Annotated in this window: 7 protein-coding genes; all 7 read left to right on the forward strand. The window is 46.1% G+C overall.

Annotated features, from left to right (window positions below):
* The first annotated feature begins 454 nt into the window (after window positions 1-454).
* Window positions 455-1,204 (forward strand): 4'-phosphopantetheinyl transferase family protein, encoded by a 750-nt coding sequence (locus A596_RS22040; protein WP_052417349.1) that lies wholly within the window; start codon window positions 455-457, stop codon window positions 1,202-1,204.
* A 240-nt stretch (window positions 1,205-1,444) separates the two neighbouring features.
* Entirely contained in the window at window positions 1,445-17,497 is a 16,053-nt protein-coding gene (locus A596_RS08625) for an SDR family NAD(P)-dependent oxidoreductase (RefSeq protein ID WP_039913727.1), read from the forward strand.
* Window positions 17,497-18,504 (forward strand): NAD-dependent epimerase/dehydratase family protein, encoded by a 1,008-nt coding sequence (locus A596_RS08630; RefSeq protein WP_039913728.1) that lies wholly within the window; start codon window positions 17,497-17,499, stop codon window positions 18,502-18,504. Before A596_RS08625 ends, A596_RS08630 begins: the two co-directional genes overlap by 1 nt.
* A 16-nt stretch (window positions 18,505-18,520) precedes the next feature.
* A complete protein-coding gene (locus A596_RS08635) occupies window positions 18,521-19,762 on the forward strand; it encodes an aminotransferase class I/II-fold pyridoxal phosphate-dependent enzyme (protein ID WP_039913730.1) in 1,242 nt (413 codons plus the stop codon).
* 19 nt (window positions 19,763-19,781) lie between these two features.
* A complete protein-coding gene (locus A596_RS08640; RefSeq protein ID WP_039913731.1) occupies window positions 19,782-20,042 on the forward strand; it encodes an acyl carrier protein in 261 nt (86 codons plus the stop codon).
* Between the two features lie 75 nt (window positions 20,043-20,117).
* Window positions 20,118-21,989, forward strand: coding sequence for an ACP S-malonyltransferase (gene fabD, locus A596_RS08645; protein WP_235425651.1), 1,872 nt, complete (start codon window positions 20,118-20,120; stop codon window positions 21,987-21,989).
* A gap of 39 nt (window positions 21,990-22,028) precedes the next feature.
* Window positions 22,029-24,584, forward strand: a complete 2,556-nt coding sequence (locus tag A596_RS08650; protein WP_039913732.1) for an efflux RND transporter permease subunit — start codon at window positions 22,029-22,031, stop codon at window positions 24,582-24,584.
* The last annotated feature ends 28 nt before the right edge of the window (window positions 24,585-24,612 follow it).

Genomic DNA, 24,612 nt, shown 5'->3' on the forward strand with positions numbered 1-24,612 from the left:
TAACACCTCTATTGCGGTGTTAGGATTTGACCCTAAAGGAGCTTGAAGTTAAATGGTCAAGGCAGGGCATATTCATAAATTTCCGCTGATTTTTCGGTGTTATTGATCCTTCCCGTCTGCTTTTTTCTGTTTCTTCTGGTTTTATATCATTTAGGTTGCTCTTGTTAATTCTGATTTTTTCAGTGATTAGTTGTTTTTTCTTCTCTTGGAAAATACTTAATTGGTGCTGGTGGTACTAATTTTTATTTTTAAAGAATATTTCATTGCTGGATATTTATTGCCGAAAATAAATATAAGTTGATTTAAGTGTCTTGCGATTAAATTAAAACTCAAAAAAATTTAAAAAATCCAGTTATGGATTCGGTTACTTTTAATAAAAACGAAACAACCGGCCAGTATATTTCACAGAATACTAGATAGATGTCGCATAAAGCGTTGTGTGGTGCAAGTTCAGATGGGGTTTTTAAAAGCTGATACGCTTTCTGATTGTGTAGATGTTTGGCATTTAAATGTTGATGGTATTGTTTTTGAAGATTTTTCGCTGCGTTATTCATACATGCTAAGTGCAGATGAAATCGAAAAAATTAATGGTTTTATGTTTGAAAAAGATAGGTTGATTTGCCTGGTTTCCCGAGTGTTGCTGCGCTTGTCATTATCCTCTTATTCCTCTTGTAAAGCCCCGGAAGATTGGACTTTTTCGCGGGAAAAGTACGGAAAACCCTATCTTGTTGATGGCGGCTCAGGTGAATTGAAATTTAACCTGACGCATTCGGGAAGTTTTGTCTGTTGCGCTGTTACAACAGCTGGTGAAGTGGGTGTTGATATTGAAACAACCACTTTTATCAAGGATGTCGATGGAGTGGTAAATCGGTTTTTTGCTACTGAGGAAAAGGAATTTTTAAAAACGCTGGCTGAGTACGAAAAGCAGCCGTTCTTTTTTCGTTTGTGGACGATTAAGGAATCTTATGTAAAAGCGCTCGGGGTTGGGATGAACATTCCATTCGATAGTTTTTGCATTAATACTGAATCTATCTTAAACGCGCGTGTTGACGTGCGATATGAATTTGATCGAGCTAACAGGAAATGGCAATTTTTTTCGCAAACTCACAGTCGCGATGCCTATCCGGTTGCCGTAGCAGTTCTAACGGACTGCCAATTAAACCTTGTGTGGCGTGATGCTTCTGCATTACTGCTATCAATGTGAGCAATTTAAATTTAGTGGCTCACAATTTAGTGAGATCACATAGGCTGAAAATGAAAACGTTCAACAAAATGTTGTGTGTATAAACGCACTAATTTTTTTCCTTGAGCGATGGATTAATTGTAATTGAGCACATTTCTATGTGTTGTAACAGGTTGTAACGAGCAGGTTTTCAGGGATTGGTGGTAAATGGATTTTGTAATTAATTGATTTCACTATTCTGATTCCGGGAAGATCGTAATTATGCGTATCGCGATTATAGGATTGTCGTGCAAGTTTCCTCAGGCAAATTCAGTCAATGAGTTCTGGGAGAATTTGATAGGGCAGAAATCATCTGTATCCGAAATACCTGCATTTCGCTGGGATTGGCGTAATTATTGGGGCGACCCTAAACAGGAAAAAAATAAAACCTTTAGTAAGTGGGCCGGTTTTGTTAATGATGTAGATGCATTCGATGCAGCTTTTTTTGGATTGTTACCGAAAGTTGCTACCACCATGGATCCGCAACAACGCTTGATGCTTGAATTGGCATGGGCGTGCCTGGAAGATGCCGGAATTGCACCATCAAATTTAAGGCGTAGTAAAACCGGCGTTTTTTGCGGTGTCTTTAATCATGATTACAAAGAGTTGCAAGAGCGTTCACATTCGGAAATAGAAGCGCATTATTCCACCGGGCTTGCTGCGAATGTTATCGCCAACCGTATTTCCCACTTCTTTGATTTCAGGGGGCCCAGTTTCCCCATTGATACAGCTTGTTCAAGCTCGTTAAACGCCATTCACAGTGGTATCCAGGCACTCGAACAGGGTGATTGCGATGTCGCTTTGGCTGGTGGTGTAAATTTGATTCTCACACCTTCACGTCATATTGCGTTCTCAAAAATGGGGATGCTTTCACCGACGGGTGAATGTAATACCTTTGATGACGGTGCGAATGGTTATGTGCGAGGGGAAGGTGCGGCATTCATATTGATGAAACCGTTGCAAAAAGCCATTGATGATGGCGATGCAATTTACGGCGTTATTCGCGGCAGTGCGATCAATCATTGTGGCGCTACTTATACACTTACGTATCCCAGTGCCGAAGCCCAGGCAGAAGTAATTATTGCTGCACATAATGCGGCAGATGTTCCGGTGCAATCGGTTAATTATGTGGAAGCCCATGGCACGGGTACACCTAAAGGTGATCCCATTGAAATAGAGGGGCTCACCCGTGCGTATTCAACATTGGCAGAACAACAATCAATCGCTCTGGAAAATATACGTTGTGGTTTGAGTGCTGTAAAAACCAATATCGGTCACGCAGAAGCAGCGGCAGGAATTGCTGGCTTATTGAAAGTATTGATGTCATTCAAACACAATACCCTGGCACCGCTGCGAAATTTCCAACAGGTGAATCATCGAATTGATTTATCCGGATCACCATTTTATGTGGTTGATAAACCCACCGAATGGACCCCCGCGTTGAGTAGCCGCGCAGGTAACAAGAAGGTAAAGAAAACTGAACCTTTGCGCGCGGGTATTTCGTCCTTCGGCTTTGGTGGGACCAATGCGCATATTATTGTCGAACAATCGCCTAATCGTGAAATTCCCGCTCGCCAGGAAAGGCCTGCCTATCTTGTTGTGTTATCTGCAAAAGTTGCAGAATCCCTGGCGGAATATAAACAGCGCCTTATTTATTGGCTGCAAGCAGACGGTCAACATGAACATGTGCAGGATATCAGTGCAGGCCTGGCTTTGGGGCGTGATGCCATGCCGGTTCGTGCTGCCTATGTGGTTAAAACAACTGCCGAGTTATTGGCATTGTTACAGCAGGAAATTTCAACAAATAACCTGTTACATTCCACGGTAAATACTGATGATATTGACGCTATAGCAAGCTTATCCTCGCAAGCGGACTTATTATCACAAGCGCTCGCTACCGATGAACAATCAGTTGAAAGTTATCAACAATCATTGGTGCAACTAAAAGACCTTTTCCTCGCTGGCGCAATGATCAATTACTCTGCGCTGTTTGCAGGTTCAATAAAACGTTTACATCTTCCAACCTACGCGTTTGTAAAAGAAAGATATTGGATTGCAAGCGGGGAAACAGTAGCTAGCGATATTTCCGCTCTACACCCTTTATTGCATCAAAATACTTCAACGCTTGAAGAGCAATCTTTTAGTAGTAATTTTAATGGCGATGAATTTTTCCTGCGTGACCATCAGGTACAAGGCAAGAAAATTATGCCGGCGGCCGCATATATTGAAATGGCTTGTGCGGCCTTTAAACATGCACTTCCACAACAACATGATACGCAGCGTTCAATTGAATTGCGCAACCTGTTTTTTGTGCGGCCATTTATCGCTGATGGTGAAGTATCATCCCTGAGTTTAAAGCTCTTTGCCGATACTCCTCCCGCTGATCTTCCCCATGTGAAAGCCTACGTGAATTTCGATGCGGTAAGCGGGTTTGAACGCGCTGTTGTAGACACCAACTGCAATGGAACCATTTACGCGCTGGAAGGCGGAGCGCCGGATATTAATCCGGTTCATATCTCGCAAGAACTGGAAAGTTATTCAGCCGCAGACGTTTATTCCTTTTTAAGCACCCTGAATTTTGATTATGGTGATACCCACCAATCGATTGTCACCCTGAAAACAGATGGCAGCGATATTTTTGCAGAACTTACTTTGCCGTCGGCGCTAATAAATTCCCATCGGGATTATTTACTGCATCCATCGCTGGTTGATGGTGCTTTGCAAGCGGTTGTGGCAATTCAGGCCGGGTTAGGGCGCGAATCGACGGGAAAAACTTTCCTGCCCTTCGCAATTGATGCGATTAGCGTATATAAACCATTGGCTGTTTCAGCGGTCGCACGTATATCAGCCAGCACCAATAGTAAGCGCACTGAAACATCTAATCTCCGTTTTGATATTGATTTTTTTAATCTCACTGATAATGAGCCGGAACCAACGCCTTGCGTTTCAATTCGCGGATTGAATTGCCGTGAATCGCTCGCACCAGGCGCAGGCATTGCGCATGCAGCAACGCTGGAATCTACTGAATTTGTTACCGGCAATGAAAGTTATTATGCACCCTATTGGAGTTTGACTGATCGTCCTGTGGCACCGCTTCAAATACGGCAGCTGTTAGTAATGGGGAATGATGGAGTAGAAGAGGTTGCAAAAACATTGCGCAATTCTGCTGCATTTTCCGGTGTTGAAATCCAAAGCCTTGCAGTAACTCACAATACGTTTAATGCGGACGGCCTTGATTGCCAGGTCGCGTCACTGAATTTGGAAAATTATGAAGTATTGGTTGCGCAATGGAAACAGCAAAACCGCCTCCCTGATGGTTTACTGATTGTCCATGATCAATCAGCCTGGGACATTTCCAGTGACTCCATATCTACACAGCCTACCGTTTTTGCAGAAAATATCTTCCTGCTGATCAAAGCCTGTTTCAAAGCAGTGCGCAAGTTGCGTATTACGAGTGTAGTGGAAGGTGATGTAAATTCCTTCAAGCCATTGCAACAAGGCCTCAGTGGTTTTTATAAAAGTATTCGCTTGGAAAAGCCAACATATTCAGGCCGTGTTGTATTGTTTGATCATGTTGATTTTAGTTCTGCAAGTTTCATCTCCCGGTTGGTACAGGAATTGGCGAATGATGACACACGGGTAGATCTCGCTTATCAGCAAGGAAAAGCCTACGCACGTGAATTTTTACCGTTTGCCGATTATGCAAAACACAGAAAATTAAGTACTGACATTACAACGGGTGGTTTTAAACAGGCAGGAAATTACATAATAACTGGCGGACTTGGCGCTTTAGGTATGCTGGTGGCAGGGCACCTGATCAAGGCATATCAGGCAAATGTCTATTTAACTGGCCGTTCAGCGCCTGATGAATCCAGGCTCGCCCAATTACAATCCTTGTGTGATACCGGTGGTAGTGTTGTTTATTGGCAAGGTGATATCGCTAATGTTGATCAATTAAAAGCTCATATCGCTACTATTAATGAGCAGGGGCTTGGTGTGAATGGTGTTATCCATTCTGCCGGTGTTATTGAAGATAATTTTTTAATTAAAAAAGAATTATCTGCATTCCAACGCGTACTTGCACCAAAAATTAATGGGACTCTTGCGCTGGATTTGGCGACGCGTGATCAGCCTCTGGATGTATTTGTGTTGTTCTCATCTGTGACCGGAATTTTCGGAAACCTCGGCCAGTGTGATTATGGTTATGGAAATTCTTTTGAGGATTATTTCAGTCACTATCGTAACCACTTGCAAAATAGCGGCTTACGTAAGGGAGTTAGCGTTTCTCTCAATTGGCCTTACTGGAAAGAGGGCGGAATGCAATTGGGTGAGAAGGAAGAAGAAATCCTTTTCAAGAACTTTGGTATCACGCCATTATCCAATGCCTCCGGATTGGCAGCATTGGAATTTGCCGTTCATTACGGTATTAGCCAACTGGCGGTGCTTGAAGGCAATCAGGAAAAAGTCCGTGATGTGTTGGGTATTGATGCGCAACGTTACCCGGTGAACGCAATTACAACAGCAGTTTCTGCAAATAGTAGTTCAGCAGACGCTGGCGATATAAAGGAAAAAGTTGCAGCGCATTTGATTGCTATTTTTTCAAAAGCACTAAACGTTCCGGTAGAGCGATTTGATTTAAGAAGTTCGTTCCAGAGCTTCGGATTTGATTCGGTCGTTATGATCGACATGGTCAATCTGTTGGAAAAGGAATTTTCCGGGTTACCCAAAACATTGTTTTTTGAATATCAAAATATTGAAGAGCTCGCTGGTTTTATTGCCAGTGAATATTCGCAACAGTTTGCAGCAACGAAACCGGTTAATGAACAACAGGCAGATGTTATATCTATTGATAACGTTAACGCTAAATCGGCAGAAGTTCGCGGTTCACGTTTCATAGCCTCGGTAAAAGCCGGCGAGGCTCCTCAAGGTCAATTACATCACACGCAATTTGGTGATGACGATGTTGTGATTATCGGAATATCAGGTCGCTTTCCTGAAGCAGAAAGCGTTACTGAATTCTGGGACAACCTTAAAGCCGGGCGCGATTGCATTCGCGAAGTGCCAGCTGAACGCAATTGGGATATGGAAAACCTGTTTAGCCCGGGCAACACTGCGTTGGGTTCAACTTATGGCAAATGGGGTGGATTCCTGAAATCGGTGGATCAGTTTGATCCACTGTTTTTTAACATCTCACCCAAAGAAGCGGAAGAGATGGACCCGCATGAGCGGTTATTTTTGGAAGTGGCTTGCCAGGCAATTGCGGACGCGGGTTATCGCCCGGAAAAACTTGCACCGGCGCGCGGTGTCCATGAAAGCCCTGTCGGCGTTTATGCGGGCATGATGTGGGGTGATTATCACCTGTATGGCATGGATACCAATGCGCCTAGCGAAATGGGTAATCCACGTTCATTTTATTGGGCGACTGCCAACCGGGTTTCCTATCAATTTAATTTTTCCGGCCCGAGTATCACGATTGATACTGCATGCTCGTCATCAATCACGGCCATCCATATGGCTTGTGATGCGTTGAAAAAAGGTGAGATCGACGCGGCTATTGCAGGCGGCGTTAACCTGTCATTACACCCGTTGAAATACACATTGCTGTCCAATTTGCGCTTCCTGTCATCGGATGGACGTTGTCGCAGTTTTGGTGTGGGTGGCGATGGCTATGTGCCTGCGGAAGCGGTTGGGGCAGTGATCCTTAAACGCAAATCCGATGCGTTGCGCGATGGCGATCATATTTATGGTGTTATCAGGAGTACAGCGGTAAACCACGGTGGCAGGACCAGTGGCTTTACTGTTCCCAATCCCAATCGCCAGGCTGCGCTGATCAAAGATGCCATTCATACCGCGGGTGTCGATGCGCGCGATATTTCTTACGTGGAAGCCCACGGTACTGGCACCAGCTTGGGTGACCCTATTGAAATTGCCGGGTTGACCAAAGCCTTTGCCCAGGGTGAAACAGGTTATTGCGCAATCGGCTCGGCGAAATCCAATATCGGCCATGCGGAAGCTGCTGCAGGTGTTGCCGGTTTAATTAAAATTCTGTTGCAGATGCAACACCAAAAAATTGCACCGTCATTGCATTCGCAAGCGTTGAATCCTTACGCAAAAATTGATTCCAGCCCGTTTGTTGTACAACAACAGCTTGGTGATTGGAATCTATCGGGTACGGCACAAAAACGTATTGCCGCGTTGAGTTCATTTGGGGCAGGCGGTGCTAACGGCCATTTGATTGTTGAAGAATTCATTGCGCAACCGCAAACGCGCAGTTTCCAGGGGCCCGTGTTGGTAATTCTTTCCGCGCGCAAGGAATCTTCTTTGCTGGCGATGGTAGATGAATTGCGCTCCAGTATTCGTGCTACACCGGTTGCACTGCAAGATTTGTCGTATACCTTGCAAACAGGTCGTGTCGCATTGGAAATTGGTTGCACGCTTCTGGTTAATAGTTTGGTTGAGCTGGATGAACAATTAACGCGCATTATTGACGGACAGAACACGACCAATATTCGGTGGGGGAAACGCACCCGCAATTCACCGCAACAACCCAATAAATCTGGCGAAGCAAAGGCATTCGAGGCGAAGGCACTTGAAGCTGCCCTTCAATCCCGCGATTGGAATGTCCTCGCCGAATTCTGGATGGCGGGAATAGATGTTCCTTGGGACGCACTTTACCTCAATCAACCATTGCAGCGTGTTTCCCTGCCTGGATATAGTTTTGATCGCAGTCGTTTCTGGATTGATCACGCCCCCCTGGGGAATAAAACTGGCACAAGTGGACGCCGCTCAGTTGCTAATATTGCGCCGTTAGTGGATCGCAATATTTCTACACTCGATACTCCCGCATTCGAAACTACCCTTGTCGCTACTGCCAGTTATTTGAATGATCACCGCATTGGCGAAACTTGTGTGTTACCAGGCGTTGCCTATGTGGAAATGGTCCTGGAAGCCATCGGACAATTTGTCGGCGATCGTGAAATATTGGGCGTTGCGAATGTGCAATGGTTGCGTCCGGTAATTGTTGAGGATGTGCCGGTTACATTGAAAACTTCTTTTTACGCTGGCCAGGATGGAATTGAATTTGAAATACAACGAGCGGATGTAAACGAGCAAGGAGTTTGCTGTCAGGGTGAGTTGGTGGTTGGGGAATTCAGTGGCAGTGCTCGTTTACAACAATTCCGCGCACAAAACAGCAGCACAATCAAAACGCAAATTAATAAGGTAAAAAATTCCGGGCAACATCTGGATTTTGAAGAAATCAATCGTCAATTTGCGGCGATGGGTTTTAATTTTGGTGAATCATTCCAGGTTATCAAGAAAATTAATTTCACTACGGATATGGCCGTAGGTGAATTGGTGTTATCCGGTAACCAATCGGTTGCTGACGGATTTATGTTTTATCCGGCGCTGCTGGATGGTGCCATTCGTTGCACCATTGCGATTAATGGTTTTGCAAATAAGCAACCCGGTATGCCGCTCCCCGTTGGTTTGGCGAAGTTGGTAGTGCATGGTCGCCTGGACAATGATTGTTATGTGTTTGCACAAACAGTTGCTACCAATGGCGCGCGCAGTCGTTACGATGTTTATGTGTTCGACAAAGCGGATCAGGTAATTGCCAGCCTGATTGGGTTTGAAGTGCAGTGGGTAGCGCATCTGGCGGGTACGCGTCCACTGAAATCGCCGGTGGTTAATTCAACAAAAGTCGCGGCGGCTGCTAAACACAATGAAATTGCTGTTACCCGCACTGGCGTTTCTGTTGCAGCACCGACCGCCAGGGAGCGTGCAGAACAAGCACTGTCTTATATCGTCGGCCTGATCGCAACGGTAAGCAAAGTGCCAGCGGCACAAATAAGCCCGGACCTGGCCCTGGAACGTTACGGCATTGACTCGGTCATGATCATGGCAATGAACGAGAAATTGCGCGAAAAATTTGGCAACGATATTCCGCAAACCTTGTTCTTCGAATATCAAAATGCTGCTGAGTTGGCTGAATATTTTGCAGAAAATTATGGCGATCAGTTTGCACCGGCAGCCACTCCAGAGGCTATCACTGGCGTGGGGATTTCATCCTCGGCGGCGCAGTCGCAAACCCAACCTGCCGCTATATCTCCCGTTAATGCGGAAGCCGCTGTTATAGCGTTCCTGATTAAATCCCTCGCCGACGTTACCAAGCTCGCGCCCGATGATATTGACCCCGAGGTTGCACTGGAAAAGTACGGTGTTGATTCGGTCATGATCATGGCGATGAATGAAAAAATCGCGACGGTTTTTGGCGACCAGGTTCCTCGCACATTATTTTTTGAATATCAGGATGTCGCCAGCATGGCTGGTTATTTTGTGGAAAATCACAGTGCAGATATTACAGCTGCACTTCTTCCGCAAACTACAACAACACCTGAAGTTGCTACAGCTTCTGCGCAAGAACCTGCGGCGACAGATTTGCAACGGGTAGCCGCAATAGCCCGGTTGTCGCGTACGGACATTTTGCAGATCCTTGCAACAGAATTGTCGTTACCTGCATTGCCTGACGATTTAACCAAATCCTTGGCAACCGTGGGCTTGGACGACGTCTCGGCGATGCGTATAAGCGCACGGTTGGGGAAATATTTTGCTGTTGATAACCTTCCTTCACTGTTTGGCATCCCTTCAATCCAAACGCTATTGGATCAGCTTTTGCCGGCGGAAAAAATTCCAGCAACAATGCCGCAAACTGTGGTTGAAAATTTAGCGCCAGTTACACCAGCAGTGGCATTGTCATCCGGTACCAGTAAAAAAAGATCACCCCTCTGGGCGCGCCAGCCTGAACGCGAAGAGGAAATTGCCATTGTGGGTCTGGCCGGGCGTTACCCTCGCGCCAATACCCCGCAGGAGTTTTGGGAGCATTTGGCGCAGGGGCAGGATTTAATTGTTGAAATTCCTGAATCCCGTTGGGACTATCGCAAGGATTTTTCAGCAGATCGCACTGAAAAAGGTAAAACCTACAGCAAGTGGGGCGGGTTCCTTGAGCGTATCGATGCGTTTGATCCGGAGTTTTTTAAGATCACCCAGCGCGATGCCGAAAAAGCAGATCCGCAAGAGCGTATTTTCCTGGAGACATCCTGGGAATGTTTTGAAGATGCAGGCTACCCGCGCGCTGTATTAAAGCAACAAAAAGTGGGTGTGTTTGTCGGCGTGATGTGGGGAATGTATCAACACATTGATGTTTCTGACCAGCAACGCACGCGCTTTGGGCGGCCAACCTCGGCGTTCTCGTCTATTGCCAATCGCGTTTCCTATACGTTTGATTTGCAGGGGCCGAGCCTTGCGCTGGATACCATGTGTTCATCATCCATTACCGCAATTCATCTGGCTTGCCAAAGCATTCGCAATGGCGATTGTGAAATGGCGTTGGCGGGTGGTGTTAACCTCACCAGCCATCCGATCAAATACCAATGGTTGAGCCAGGAACAATTTTTGGCTTCCGATGGCCGTTGTCGTGCGTTCGGTGAAGGCGGTAGTGGTTATGTGCCAGGCGAGGGAGCTGGGGCAGTATTGTTAAAACCACTTAGTCGCGCATTGGCTGACGGTGACCATATATACGGTTTGATTCGCGCGAGCGCGTTGAACCACGGCGGTAAAACCAACGGTTACACAGTTCCGAACCAAAAAGCGCAGACCTCAGTCATCAACCACGCACTGGCGCGTGCGGGTTGGAATCCGGAATCCATTAGTTATATTGAAGCCCACGGCACCGGAACATCCCTCGGTGATCCAATTGAAGTGGCGGGATTAACCCGCGCATTAAATGATGCTGCCGGTGGCAATTTACGCGCAGATTTCAAGTGCGATATAGGCTCGGTAAAAACCAATATTGGCCATCTTGAATCAGCAGCGGGAATTGCGGCACTGACGAAAGTATTGATGCAACTGAAACACCAAAAAATTGCTCCGTCATTGCACTCCACTGAATTAAATAAAAATATTAATTTCAATCTCACGCCATTGCGTGTGCCTCAACAATTAAAAACATGGGATGCGGAATATCCGCGCCGTGCCGGTATTAGTTCATTTGGCGCTGGTGGTTCCAATGCACACATGTTAATCGAAGAATACAACCAGCCGTTACCCGCGCCTGTGCTTGGTTCACAACCTGTTTTTGTTTTGTTATCTGCAGATGATGAGCAGCGCCTTACTGCTTATGCGCAACGCTTGAGTGCGTGGCTCGATGATCAGCCAACCGATGTACATTTCCTCCATCGTTTAGCTTACAGCACGCAAGTGAGCCGGGATCATTTGCAATCACGCATCGCAGTGCTCGTAAATAATATTGCGGAATTGAAAGACGCCCTGCAGCAATATCTGGATGCGAATACTCACCCTGCGCTTTTTGTTGCAGCACAAGATCACACCGGTTCACTCAATTCCATCATGGAAGCTGATGAGCGCGCACAATTGCTTGACCGAGTATTAGCTAAACAACAATGGACGCGTTTGGCGTCTTTGTGGGTTTCCTCGCTGGATATCGATTGGCCCGCGTTGCATTTGCAACTGTTCCCGCAATCAGACACGGGTTATCTGCGCAAATTGCCGCTACCGGCAAAACCGTTTATGCATCGCCGTGTATGGGTGGAAGAAGCGGGTGAGCAATTACCAGCGCAAGGTCTGCATCCATTGATCGATCAAAATCGCTCAACATTATTTGAGCAACGCTATGCAAAAACCTTTACTGGAAAAGAATTTTATCTCGCTGACCATATCGTTAATACCGGCGAGCCACGGGTAATCCTGCCGGGCGTTGCATATCTCGAATTGGTTCGTGCGTGTGCGGAACAAGCTGTTGCAGGTCAATATCCAGTGCGCAACCTGCGCAATTTAATGTGGGCCACGCCGATTGAAATTCAGGGTGCCGAACTGGAAGTTTTTGTACGTATTACGCCGAAAGGAGAACAGATTAATTTTGAAGTATTTGCCGAGCATCCAACCCACCAGGTGTTTTGCCAGGGCGAGGTTGTATATGGCAATGGTGATGCGTCGGAAGATCAATGGTTGGATATCGACAGCTTGTCCGGTTCGGTAATCGAACACGATGTCCACAATACTATTTATCGCGAATTCCATCAGATGGGATTCCATTATGGCCCCGCTTACCGCGTTACCCAAACCCGCTATCGACTCGCCGGGCAAAGTGCGCTCAGCGAACTGCAATTACCACCACAGTTGATTGCGGACTCATCCTCATTCAAGTTGCATCCTTCGTTATTGGACGCTGCATTGCGTACTGGCCTGGCTGCCGATTTCGCGGCGGGAACACTACCGGATTATCCCATTGTTCCTTTTGCTGTCGACGATGTTGAAATCCATCATCCGCTTGAGCCACGCTGTTTTGCGTTTGCACGTAAAATTCCGACTGCGACAGGCGGTAATGAATCGCTGAGAAAATACGAAATTCAGGTGATTAATCCTGATGGAAAATTATTAGTGAAATTTAATAATTTCACTGCAAGGGCATTTGGCCGTGATGCTACGCAAATTAAACCCGGTGTTTATCCTTATCAATTATTACCTGCGCCGGCGCCGGTTGCGGGGCAGGTCGCTCGTCGGCGTGTGCTGGCTTTTGGTTTAAGCAGCGAGCTTGAGCAACAAATCGCAAGTGCTGGCAAGGTCCAGGTATTGTCGGTGCGCAGCGGTGAGAGCAACCAATTTGCAATTCCTGGCAATGATGCCGGGGTTTATCCGCAATTACTTAACGTTGATAAGCACACGGCGCTGGAAGAATTATTAGCAGAACTGCGTAACCATCAACGCCTTCCTGATGGTGTTTTCTATCACGCCAGCAATACAACGGATCTCGATGTTTTACCACCGGCTCCCCTGGCTGATTTGCGCAGGATTTTCCTGGCATTCGAACAAGTCCAACCGTTAACTGCCTACAAGCTGGTTTTTTCCCATAACGGTGAGCCTGGTTGGCAAACGGTGTTGAATAGCTGCGTGGCAGGTTTTGCCAAATCCTTATTGGCGATTAACCATCGCTTGCGCATGTTGACCCTTGCTATTGAAGATGAATCTGATAATGCATTGACCGCTGTGCGGCTGCTTGCAGAAATGCAGTCTGATAACAGTGCTGAAGAAATTTATTACCGCGCCGGTGAACGTTTGCTGCGTCAATTAGCGCCGGCACAACCCGTTATTGATACGCTTTCTGCAACCGCTATCAAAGCACAGGGCACTTATTTAATCACTGGTGGTTTGGGCAAACTGGGATTGGTTATCGCTCGCTACCTGCTTAGCCAAAAGCCCGTTAATCTGGTGTTGGTAGGGCGCTCGGCAATTTCCGCTGAAGGCCAGAATATTATCAATGCTCTTGAAGTCGACGGAGCAACAGTTGTTTATCGCGCGGCAGATACTGCCAATGCAGAATCTACCAATCAATTAATTGCTAATGTGTTGGAACAATTTGGCCATATCAATGGAATTTTCCACAGCGCGGGTCTCGCCACCGAGCAAAATTTGCTGCAACAAGATGCGGTGGCATTCGCAGAAATATTAAAGCCAAAACTTCTGGGCAGTCGTTGGTTGGATGAAGCAACTGTAAGTCTTGATCTCGATTTCTTTATCCTTTTCTCATCTATTTCCGCGGTGGTCGGCGATTTGGGTTCGGGCAGCTACGCCTGTGCAAACCGTTATCTCGATGCGTTTGCAGAATATCGCCAGCAATTGGTTGCGGCGGGGTTGCGGCGTGGCTTGAGTCTGTCAATCAACTGGCCGTTGTGGGCGGAAGGTGGTATGACAATTCCACCGGAACAACAAGCACTGTTTGAATTTTCCGGTATCCAGCCATTAACGGAAGCCGATGGTTTACTCGCGCTGGAGACGCTGTTATCGCTCGGTTGGAGCAATGCGTTGGTAGCAGCCGGTGATCCGCAGAAACTGAAACATTATTTACGGGTTCATAGTAGCGACGACGAAATGAATGTTGCTGCTGGAATGAATGTTATTAGCAAACCCGTTGAATCTGCATCTGTACATTCTTTGCCGGTAGCCATTGCTCGCGTCGCTGCACCGGAATCCATTCATGTTGCTGCAAAAACAACGTCATCCACCAGCGCCGCCGATGATGTTGTACATGAATATCTGCGCGATAAGCTGGCCACGATTGCCAAACTGGATAAAGACAAAATTGTTGTCACCCACAGTTTCGAGCGCATGGGGCTTGACTCGGTAATGCTGATGGAATTGCAAAGCAGTATTAAGGAGGATTTTCCCAAACTTTCAAAAACGGTACTGTTTGAACAGGATACTCCCGGCAAACTCGCTACATTTTTGCAGTCGAACTATCCGGATCTGGTTGCAGCGCAATTTGGATTGGAAACAATCGAACACGCTAATACGCCAACCCATTTACAAGCACAAAAGAGTGTACCGGTTTCGCAATCCACACCTATTTCAAGTTCAAAAATAGCTCCACACATTAATTCACCGGTTTCAGCGCCTGCAAGTAATTTAACAACTACTGCGCCGGTATTTGACACACGTTTCTCAAGCAATCCGCTATCAGTCGTTACATCTACGCTTCCTGTCCGCCGCAAAAAAGTTGCAGTGATAGGGATGGCGGGGCGCTTCCCTAAAAGCAGCGACCTTACCGAATTCTGGAACAATATCGCCGGTGCGGTAAATACGGTTGAAACTATTCCGGCAGAGCGTTGGAACGCTGAAGACCATTACGCTCCGCGCGTTGATCGTGTTATTGATCGCGCCAATAGCAAATGGGGCGGATTCATCGATGACCTCGATGGTTTTGATCCGGAATTCTTCCGCATCACTAAAGACGATGCCTGCAGGATGGACCCGCAAGTGAAACTTGCATTGGAAAGTGCCTGGGGCGCCCTGGAAGATTCCGGTTACACACCGGCTGGATTGGGTAGCCGCCGCGTAGGTGTATTTGTTGGCACCATGAGCGATGATTTTTCGCGTGTAGTGCACGATGCGTATCGCGAGCAACAAAAATATTTGGGTGCGGGCCATGTGGCCAGTGATATCGCTAATCGCTTGTCATTCTTCCTGGACGTGAATGGTCCAAGCATGTCGGTACAAACGGCTTGTTCTTCCTCTGCGGTTGCACTGCATTTAGCGCGCAATGCCATTATTAATGGCGAATGTGATTACGCACTTGCCGGTGGTGTAAATATCAGCGTCCATCCGGGTAAATACCTGATGCTGCAAGATATGCGTGTGCTTTCACCCGATGGTCGCGAAGCTGCTTTTGATGAAGCTGCAAACGGTCTTGTGCCCAGTGAAGGGGCGGGTATGGTGCTACTCAAGGATTACGATCAGGCGCTGGCTGATGGCGATAGCATTTATGGTGTTATTTCTGCCAGCAGCACCAGTCACTCCGGTACGGGTGCGGGGCAATTCCTGCCCAATCTGCAAGTCATGGCGCAAACGGCAATTGATGCAATTGCCGGGTCAGAAATCGACGCAAATGACATCACCTACATCGAGTGCCACGGTACCGGCACTGCATTGGGTGATCCGATTGAAATGAAAGCCATGGAATTGGCCATCAAAAATTTTACCCAAACCAACCGTTATTGTGCGCTTGGCACCAAAGCCAATTTCGGTCACATGGAAGCGGCGTCGGGTATTTGCTCCCTCATTAAAGTCTTGCTTGCCATGAAGCAAGGCGTTGTTGCTCCTTGTGCAAACCTGAATGAAGTAAATGCAGTGTATGAGCAGGAACACTCTCCGTTCATTTTGCCAACCACGCTTACGGCATGGGAAAAAGGAAAGAATGGTCGTTTTAATGCGGGCATTAATTCCTTCGGTATGGGCGGCAGCAATGTGTTTTTGGTAGTAAGCTCCGAGCCGGAAATTGTGCGTCAGCCTGAACAGTCGGCACGCACAGAAACATTGCCAATTCTTTTCTCGGCAGCTTCACCAGTGCAATTAAAAAATTATGTGCAATCTGCCGTAGCGTTTTTCAGTCGCGATGAACATCGCCAGCACTCCTTGCGCGATCTGGCGTACACCAGCCAGGTTGGTCGTGTTGCTTGTGCATATCGCGTTGCACTTCTCGCCAGTTCCATCGAAGAGTTTTTAACAAAAGCACAACACTGGATTGAGTCAGGGCGTGCAGAAAACAATTCTATTTATCAAGGTAACCTGCAAGATCCAGCGGCGAGCCTGATTGAAAAATTATTGGCCGATGCCGCAGGCCAAGAATATTTACGCACGCAAACACTAGAAAAAAATATCGCAAACCTCGCATCTATGTGGGTGGTAGGTGCTGCGCCTCAATGGGCTTTATTGTACGGCGATTCCTTACCGCGCCGTATCTCTATGCCCGGTTACCCTTATGCACGTATTAATACCAACCTGCGTGAATATTCCGGTTATAACGCAAATGCCAAACCACTTGTAAGCAGAGCGGAGTTGCCCTCCATTGTTGAGGCCGGGCCAGTAATTGATGTTGTGGAAGGCCATTGGTATTTGGCGGCACGCGATGATCTCAATATCGCCGAATTGGTTGTGGGAATGGAAGATCGATTCTCCAATTATATTTTTGGTGGTGAACAGTGGAAGCGCCAGTATTGGGATGATTACCTGGGTTCGTTTAATGAGTTGTCCGACGACCAACGTCATGCAACACAAGGGCAAACAGCAGTTGTTGAAACGCTGCAACTGGATCCGCAACTAGTGCGCAATCTGCAAGCATTTACGCAGCAACACCACATTGAATTGGAAACTGTATTGATTGCGTCCTTTGGTTTGTTGCTCTCACGCCTTGAAAGCAATCGCCATCATACGCAATTCGCTTGTCTTTCCAGTGGCCATGCGTGTGCGATGCCATTCCGGATTAAATCGCAAGTGCGCTTGTCCTGCCTTGATTGGCTCAGGGTTGTTCAAACGGAGCGCCTGATTAAATTTACTGCACGCGAATTATTGAATGAAAGTTTGGCTAATTGGAATCCGGATAATTTCTATCACAGCCAGCTGAATTTCTTCCCAAGCGTGGATAGTGCTGAGCAATATCGGGTACGCGATTGTGTTATTGATCACGAGTGCGTGAATCGCCTGGATATCCATGCAAACAGTGCAGAAATCGTGATGAGTTTGCACTGTCCGGCGCAGGAATTTTTAGGCCATCCGTTAACTGACATCTTGCAATTCCTCCAGGGCTTCCTCAGTGGTATCGCCAGTAATCCAACACGCAATCCCGCTGCACTCGCATTGCGCAGTAATAAAGAAAGCAAACGTAATTTTATGTCCATAGTAGATGACCAGGGAAGCAAGCGTTGATGAAAGTATTAATAACTGGCGGTAACGGATTTGTGGGTCTGAATATCGTAGACGCATTAGTAGAGCAGGGGCATGAAGTCACTGCATTGGTGCGCGCCAAATCCAATCGTGAATTTCTTAAGCAATTTCCCGTCAAGGTAGTAAGCGGTGATTTGCGCGATAAGAAAAAATTAGCCGGGTTGTTTAGTGAAGTGGATGCGGTTATTCACACGGCAGGAATTACCAGCTGCAATCCGGGTGATTTGCCACAGCTATTAGAAACCAATGCTGAATCGACACGCAATGTATGCGATGCCTGTATTGACGCAAACGTAAAACGACTGGTGTTTACCAGCACTACCTCTACATTAGGTGCTACTAACGATAAAAATTTTGTTGCAGATGAGCAAACCATCCTCAATGGTTTTCGCGCTAAAAATCCCTATGGTATTTCCAAGCAGGTAGCTGAGCGTCACGTGCTCAATGCGGCGGATAAAGGTTTGAGCGCGGTTATTTTAAATCCCGCTGAAGTGATTGGTTCATTTGATTACAACTTGCAGTGGGGGCGCCTGGTGCTGGCTGTGGCATTTAATCAGCTGCCATTTGTTCCTCCCGGTGGTGCCAGTTTTTGCCATGCGGGTGAAGTGGGCAGGGCGCATGTAAATGCACTCACCCGTGGCCGCAGTGGGGAGAAATATATTCTTGGTGGAATTAACACCAATATTAGAGCTTATATCGAAACCATCGAACAAAAGCTGGAAGCAAATGCAGATAAACCCGGTGGTAATTACTGGGTGAAATATGCAAACGCGTGGATGAATGAAAAATTTCCAGCCATCGTGCGTAACAAGCCGGCGGTGGAGGCATATCGGATGCGTGTATTTGGGGGGCATTATTATTTCAGCTCCGCCAAAGCAGTAAAGGAACTTGATTATCGTGAAATTTCGTTGGAACAAATGGTAGGAGACGCTGTGCACTGGTACCAGTCTGCCGGCATGATTCCTGCCAAAACTACTTTGGCTAATTAACTACAAGGGTGAACAAATGGATTCTCGGGGACTTATCGAACTTGAACGCATGCCGTTTAAAGATCGTCTGACAAAACAATATTCTTTTTATCTAAAGGAATTGGAAAATGGTTACATGATGGGCCGCGAAGGTTTTGGTCCTGTTGGCAAAACCATGAAATACAAGGATCTGCACACTGACGAATTTCGCGAAGTTCTGGTGTTTGGTTCAAACAGTTATCTTGGATTTTCTGATCATCCTTATGTGAAAGAAAAAGTAAAAGAAGCTGTTGATCTCTACGGCATTGGCACCGGTGGTTCGCCGGCATTTTCCGGTTATACCCGCCAGCACAAAGAGCTGGAACTGCGCCTGGCAAAACTTGCGGGACACGAAGATGCTGTGTTATTGCCCGGCGGTTACATGGCCAACCTGTGTTGGGTAAATGGTTTGATGAATAATAACGACATTATTATTTATGACAAAAACAGCCATGCCAGTGTTATCAATGCGATAAAAATGACCAGTGTTCCTTTCTATTCATTCGATCCTGACAATCTGGATGAATTCGAAAAGTTAATTGGCAAGATTCGCAGCCGTGTCGGCAATGAAAAACAAATTTTTTCTACCGTGGAAGGTGTTCGCTCTATTGACGGAAAAATTATTGAGCTGGCTCGTTATATTGAAATTTGCAAAGCCAACAACATCATCATTATTCTCGATGATGCCCATGGTTTGGGTACTGTTGGGGCTACCGGTAAAGGAACGCTGGAATATTTAAACCTGATTGGACAAGTAGATTTGCGCATGTCCACCTGTAGTAAAGCCATTGGCGCACAAGGTGCATTCGTATCCGGCAGTAAAGAATTAATTTTCTTGTTACGCAATTTTTCCTACCCCTACGTGTTTACTTCCGGTTTGGCGCAACCAACGATTGCAGCCATTTCCGCAGCATTGGATCTGCTTGAAAACGAACCGCACCACGTACAGCAACTGCATGCGAATGTTGCCTATATGCAAGATCGCCTGGAACAACGCGGATTTAAAATTATTCGCGGAGAGTCGGGGATTATTCCGGTATTTTTTGAACAGGATGGAGTAGTAAGGCTAATTAACAAGGAACTTTATCGTCGCGGTCTCTTCGCCAACATTATGGAATATCCAATGGTTCCTCCCGGGCTTGAACGGTTGCGTTTGTCAATCATGTCAATCCACACGAAGGAAGAAATGGATAGGGCAGTAGACATGATTTACGAAGCGTCGCGATTGGTTTGCAATTAATTCTAGAGGAGTCTTGGTTATGAGTAGTGACAACATCGTCAATGCATTTTTTTCTGTGGTTAACAGTGTGAAAAAAACTGCGTTCACGGCCGATATCATCGGCCTGGATTTTCATTTGGGCGGAGACCTGGGCATTGACTCGCGCGAGATGCTTGAGATTTGGTATGACCTGGAAAAAACCTTGAATATTCATATTCCCGATGGTGAAAAGCGCGATCGTTACACCGTCCAGGACGTTATCGATTTATTGGAGCAAAAAGTCGAAACGGTACCTGTTTAAGCAGGGGAAAACGAGTAACCCGAATTGTGAATCGTCGTTTGTTAGGCGCGTACTTTTTTAATAATGGAAATTGCAATGATGAAAAAAGCTTATGTCTTTCCCGGCCAGGGAGCCCAGTTTCTGGGTATGGGAGAAGAGTATTTTGACCAGTTCCCCGAACTGGTCAGTATCGTCGATTCCGTTTTGGGTTACTCAATCAAGGAACTGTGTTTACAAGATCCGCATAAATGCCTTAATCAAACCCAATACACCCAGCCTGCACTCTATACAGTAAATGCACTTAATTACATTGCTAAATCCCGTACTACGGGTCAGAAACCGGATTTAGTGGCAGGGCATAGCCTGGGCGAATACAACGCATTGCTAGCAGCGGGCGCGTTTGATTTTGAAACCGGATTAAAGCTGGTTCAAAAGCGTGGCGAACTCATGGCAAGGGCGAACCAGGGGGGAATGCTCGCGGTATTGGGAATTGATATAGGATTGGTTCGGGAAATTCTTGCGCAATTAAATGATCCGCGCATTCAATTAGCGAATATTAACTCTGCAAAACAAACCATTTTGTCAGGTGATATGGCTGCGCTTACTGCAAGTTGCCAGTACTTTGAACAGCAGGGAGCAAAATGTGTTCCCCTGAAAGTGAGCGCCGCATTTCACTCAACTTATATGCGCGAAGCGCGCGAAGAATTTATTGCCTATCTGCGTGGGTTTCAATTTCGTCCTTTGGAAATACCGGTCGTTGCCAATTTAACGGCACAACCTTATCCATCAGTAAATTATCAACAAATCCTCGCCGATCAAATTACCGGAACGGTTAAGTGGCATGACACTATTTTGTTGATGCTCAATTCCGATGTTGCGGATATTGAAGAGATAGGCCCGGGTAATGTGCTTACCAAATTAACCGGTTTTATCCAAAGCGCGTATGAGGATGACCTTAAAAACAAAACGAAAAATATTGCTGGGCAACCAGGGAATTTTTTGTTTATGTATGGTGGACAGGGATTTCACTATCGCAATATGGGGCGCGAATTATTTGAGCACAGCCAGGCGTTCCGCGGTGCATTTATAGAATGTGATGCCGTGGTGCAGGAAGCCTTGGGCATATCGCTTATTAAAGATATTTACCAGCACCAACCAACTAATACTGCATTGGAAAATATTCTGATAACTCACCCGGCTTGTTTCAGTGTTGGCTATTGCCTTACCCGTGAATTGGCAGCCAGGGGAATTAAACCGGCAGCCGTGCTGGGTTATAGCCTGGGTGAATACATTGCTGCCACCATTGCTGGTGTAGTGGATTTCAAAACTGCATTGCGCCTCGTTTGCATGCAGGCGCGCTTACTGAAAGAGCAAGCCGCAAATGGCCGTATGCTGGCAGTCCTGACCAATGTATCCGACTTTTCCAATAACCCTGGTGATTATGCCGGGGCCAGCCTGGCCTGCGTTAACTACCAGGATAATTTTATTATCAGCGGTGCTCACGAACTTATTGTGAAGATCCAGCAACGCCTTGAACAACGCAATGTGCTTACGGCAATTTTACCGGTAGCGCACTCTTTTCATTCCGAGCAAATCGATGGGATTCGCGCAGACTTTATTCGCCAGGCTAGCGCGGTTGAATATGCCAAACCCACGATCAATTTCTATTCGGCCTCACCACAGGCGCCTATCAATAATTTGAGCCCTGCTGATGATTTGAGCCAGGAACATTTATGGCGTGCTATTCGTGAGCCGGTGAATTTCCTCAATGTAATTTCTGAAATAAAAACCAGCCAGGATTACACCTTTATTGATTTGAGCCCCACGGCGTCCCTGGTAGCTTTTATGGATCGGATTTTTGGAAAACATGAACGGCACAGGTTCGCTATCAACCAATTTGGAAAAAATCTTGAAACACTGAACAAGCTGGTTGCTGATGTCAAAAATGCCGAAAGCTTGCCGGGCTAGCACTTCTTATTTTTTTAACCTTTTGCAATGGAACAATGTATGAACATTATTGAATCAACGCTGTACGCTTTACCTGGGTGGTTACGCAAGTACCGATGGCCAGTATTGTCCTTATACCTGGTGCTATTGGTGTTGGCATTTTTGGGAATGGATAAGATATGGAAAGACGATAGTTTGAAATCCTGGTTTGGCAAGGATTCGGATATCTTTAAAAACCAGCAAAAATTTGAGCGTTATTTTGGTGGCAATGAAGATGTTTATATCGTTTACGAGGCAAAAGACGGCGATATCTTTTCGGAAGCGTCACTTGCTGCTTTATCGCGTTTACACAATAAACTTGCCGGTTTTGCGGTGGAGGTGCAAAAAAATCCCGATTCACCGCTGTCGCACACACGCGATGTGCAATCCCTCATTAATATACAAGTCACTAAAGTTGAGGGTGATAATTTACAAGTCTATGAATTTATCGGCAAAAACCTTCCTTCCAGCAAAGAAGAACGTGAAGCATTAAAGCAAACCGCATTAAAAAACCCTGAGTTGTTGCTGAATTTTGTTTCGCGCGAAGCGCAATACGGTGCAGTGTCAATCCAAACCAATTTCGGCGATATGATGCTGTACAAAGATAGGGATACCCGAAGTAATGTTGATAGTTTCTCTGTGGATCTCGAATTTGAAGCGGAAGAGCCTGTTATAAATGCTGAAAGCTTTGATGAAACACCGCGCGATTATGATATGTACTACAGCTACATGCAGGAAATCCGCGCAAAGGTTAAAGAGGCTAATGTCGATGGTGAGTTGAATATCTACTACGCCGGCTTGCCTGAAATCATTGCGTTCCAAACTGAAGTACTCGATCCGGAAATGAGTATTATTTTCCTGGGCATATTTATTTTTATGCTGGTTATTCTCGGCTGGATTTTCCGCCATCCGTCTGCAGTTATCTGGACCATGATTGTTTTGATCGTGACGGTCGTATTTACCATGGGAATTATCGGCTGGACGGGAGTGCCTACCTCCAGCCTTTCCGACCCTATGATATTGATGATTGTATTGATCTCGGTATCAGACGTTGTGCATTTTATTGCGTCTTACAAACACCATCGCCTATTGGGCATGCCGCATGAAGAAAGTTTATCCAATGCATTCGGGAAATCCGGTTGGTCCTGTTTTTTAACTACTTTCACCACCATGATTGGTTTCGGTTCCCTATGGTTGGTTAAGTCAACAATCCCGGTTTCCAATTTCGGTTATTTTTGTGCGGTGGGGCTGCTGCTTGCCTATGGGGTTAGCGTCACGCTCATGCCAATCTTGCTGGATTTCTGGGCACCGTCTTACAAACCTATTAAAAATTCAAATGCGGACATCCAAAATCCGGATATCGCTATCAATTCATCGACTGATGTTCCCAAGCAATTTTATTTTGGCCAACGTGTTTTTAACCTGACCAATAATTATCCCGCAGCCATCATTGGTGTTTTCCTGGTAGTCATTACTGCTATTGGAATTGGAATGAAAGATATCGTTGTAGATACCAATACATTGGAATCGTTTGATGAATCCACCTATTTACGTAAAGCCTTTGAAGTCGCTGACAAGAATATGGCGGGAACGCAAAATATTGACTTTATGATTAATTTAAAGGAATCGGACTCTATCGGTGATCTGGATGTGTTGACGCGTATTGAGGATTTCCAGCAACGCATGAACAGGGAATTCCCAACCTTGATTGCGACCAGTGTTTCAGTGGTGGATTTAATTAAACGCCTGAACCAACAAATGAACCAGGACAATCCCGCTTATTTCCGTTTGCCCGATACCAATACCGAGGTGAATCAACTGTTGTTCCTGTTTAACAGCGCATCACCGGAAGAGCGTCGCCGTTTGATTTCTGATGACTTTGAAGCAACGCGTATTTCATTCAATGTGCGCAATTCCGGTTCAACCGGTTACGTGGACCTTATTAATCGCGCGAATGAATGGAGCAAGGAAATATTCAATCCATTAAAAAGCAAATACACAAACATGGAAATTGTTACCTCCGGTGGTGTTGTCACATTTATGCATTTGTTTGATTTGATGACCAAGTCAGAAGTAAATAGCTTTTTGGTTACCCTGGCGTTGATTGGAATTACGTTCTTCTTTGTTTTTCAATCGTTCACCCTGGGTTCACTTGCGCTTATTGCCGCGACTTTTCCCATCATTCTTACATTTGGATTGATGGGATGGTTAGGTATTCCCCTTAATCCGACTACGATGATTATTGCTCCTATTATCCTTGGATTGGCGACAGACGACTCAATTCATTTCATTAATAAATTGCGTGGCCTTTTACCGAAAACAGAAAATATTACCGTTGCTGTTTGGGACACATTAAGGCAATTGGCCCCCGCATTAACATTTACCACATTGGTATTGGTGGGTGGGATGCTTTCGCTGTTATACAGCTCCGACAGTTCATTCCAGGCATTTGGTTATCTGGGGGCACTGGCATTGATGTGTGCCTTGTTTGTAGATCTTTTATTTATTCCTGCCGTGTGTTTGCTCTACGCGAAATACCGCACTGTGCCACAGGCTGATCCTGAACCGGCTAATTAACCATATAAATTAGCAATGGGTTGATGGG

This window comes from Cellvibrio mixtus subsp. mixtus J3-8, assembly GCF_000766945.1.
In the GTDB taxonomy this organism is placed as follows: Bacteria; Pseudomonadota; Gammaproteobacteria; order Pseudomonadales; family Cellvibrionaceae; genus Cellvibrio; species Cellvibrio mixtus_A.